The organism is Methylomonas sp. BG-2 (genome assembly GCF_057766305.1).
Genome location: NZ_JBYMAP010000405.1, coordinates 1 through 2,034 on the forward strand (window position 1 = coordinate 1; position 2,034 = coordinate 2,034).

General features: G+C 49.6%; 4 protein-coding genes. 2 read left to right on the top strand and 2 right to left on the bottom strand.

The genetic code is table 11. The features are described 5' to 3' along the window. On the top strand, window positions 1-295 hold a 295-nt coding region (locus AC3B8H_RS20675; RefSeq protein ID WP_488443401.1), incomplete at its 5' end, for a hypothetical protein. Continuing rightward, window positions 292-945 carry a thermonuclease family protein gene (locus AC3B8H_RS20680; RefSeq protein ID WP_488443402.1) on the top strand — a complete coding sequence of 218 codons (654 nt, stop codon included), beginning with the start codon at window positions 292-294 and terminating at the stop codon, window positions 943-945. The genes AC3B8H_RS20675 and AC3B8H_RS20680, both read left to right, overlap by 4 nt. Here AC3B8H_RS20680 and AC3B8H_RS20685 read toward each other — a convergent pair whose 3' ends face one another. Together AC3B8H_RS20685 and AC3B8H_RS20690 are read right to left on the bottom strand one after the other, a co-directional pair. Then, a complete protein-coding gene (locus tag AC3B8H_RS20685; RefSeq protein ID WP_488443403.1) occupies window positions 946-1,542 on the bottom strand; it encodes a phage virion morphogenesis family protein in 597 nt (198 codons plus the stop codon). An 85-nt stretch (window positions 1,543-1,627) separates the two neighbouring features. Further along, on the bottom strand, window positions 1,628-1,828 hold the full coding sequence (locus tag AC3B8H_RS20690) for a hypothetical protein (protein ID WP_488443404.1): 201 nt from the start codon (window positions 1,826-1,828) through the stop codon (window positions 1,628-1,630). Between the last annotated feature and the right edge of the window lie 206 nt (window positions 1,829-2,034).

Consider the following 2,034-nt stretch of genomic DNA (forward strand, 5'->3'; position numbering starts at 1 on the left):
AGACCTTAAAAAATACGACAGTCACATGGATAACATGCTGTGCTTGGAATGCGGCTACCAAGGAAAAATGGGCGTTAAAACAAGCGGCGCACAACCGTTTGGCGCGGCCTTTTTGGCACTGTTATTTACTGGTGGAATGGCATCGACAGGCTATCTTGGCATGATCGGCTTGTCGGCATTATTTGGGTTTTTCTGGGTGTTCATCATGCAGATGTCAGCAAACCCAACGATGACATGCCCAAATTGCCAAGCTGAATTGCATAAAAATGGTAAAACCAAGGGCGTTAAAAAATGAAAAAACTATTCCCCCTATTAATCCTGACCCCATTGCTGGCCTTCGCAAACGAATGGACTGGGACCGTTGTGGGCATATCCGACGGCGACACGCTGACGGTTTTAAATGCTCATAAAAAGCAGATCAAAATCCGCTTGGCTGAAATTGATGCGCCGGAATCCAAGCAAGCGTTTGGCACTCAGGCCAAGCAATCATTGTCCGAGCTTTGTTTTAAAAAGCCCGCCGTCGTAGACGACAAAGGCACGGATAAATATAAACGGACGATTGGACGCATTAAGTGCAATGGTGTCGATGCCAATGCGGAACAGGTAAAACGTGGCTTTGCCTGGGCCTATAGGCAATATCTGACCGATCAAAATATTGCCGCCCTGGAAGAATCTGCGAAGGCCGCCGGGGTGGGCTTATGGGCGGATGCTGAACCGACTCCGCCCTGGGAATTCAGACATGGAGGTAAACCTAAGAAGACCGCACCATCAGCCAAGGCCGATGATGATTTACCTGGTTTGGGGGATGGTGGTAATTGCGGGGCGAAACGCACCTGCGGGCAGATGAACAGTTGCGCCGAGGCGAAGCATTACCTGAACGATTGCGGCCTTTCTCGGCTGGATCGCGACCATGACGGGATACCGTGTGAGTCGATTTGTCGTTGATTAGCCGCCTCGCGCTCTTTGCAATACTCGTTGCAGATGATCTACCGCGACGTGTTCAACTAAGTCGCGGTCTGAATCTGGAAAACCTATCAACTCGCGCTTAGGCAAGCCTGGATGCTTGACGCGTTTGGTTACGATGCCACCAAAGGCCAGCGCTTTTCGTTGGCGCGGGGTAATCAGATAGGGTTCTGTTCCGGATTGGTGTAATGCCGCTAATTTGGCCTCACGGGCGCCGTCAAACCAAAGCCTCAGTTCATTGTCCCGCACTTGATAGTTCAAAGAACTCAACATATCGCCAGAGTCCCGAAGAATTGCTCTATTGGCACGTATCTTCCGGTAGGTAGCCAGACTCATACTTTTTTTGTTGCGAAACGATTGCTTTTGTTCGTTCCAGACCTTGTTACCGATGGTCAGCGGTGATAGCGTTTTCCAAGGCATGCCGTCCGGCGCCAACTGAGCTTTGTGCCGTTGGCGATTAACGCGCAATAACGATTCACCAATGCTGTGCAGCATTTTATCGGGATTCTGAATAACTCTGCGAGCCGCGCTCAGCACATACGTCAAATGGCTGGCGTCAAATTCAAGTTCAAACTGCATAAAGACCTCGATAAAAAATGGGGCTCAACGGCCCTCTGAGGTTAGGCGCTCAAGGCGCTCAATATGAGGCTCTAGGCCTTCGTTTTTATGCGGTTTGTGCGTCCCATGTTGAAATAGGTACTCTGAATAACCCTATGAAACGAAACCAATCGCTAGATAATGAATCCGGCTCTCCCGCAGGTTTTTCTCGATGACACATGTAATAAACGTCGCCATTATTAACAAAATCAACAGTGAGCGTAATCCCGCGTTTTGTTACTTGAATGCCTGGTGTTGGAATATTCACAATAAACTCCTATAAATATAGAGATGTGGGCGGCTCGGGCTTGCCAGGTCATTTGACCGTCATCGCATAAACGGCCCAGAACACGCCGGTTACCACCCCAAAAAAGAAAGATGCCAACGGGCTTCCAGTTTGGACTGTCAGCCCGCCGAAAATTAACCATGCTGCGAAAAACTCGATCATAACTTCCGCACCGCGTAGCGGCTGGT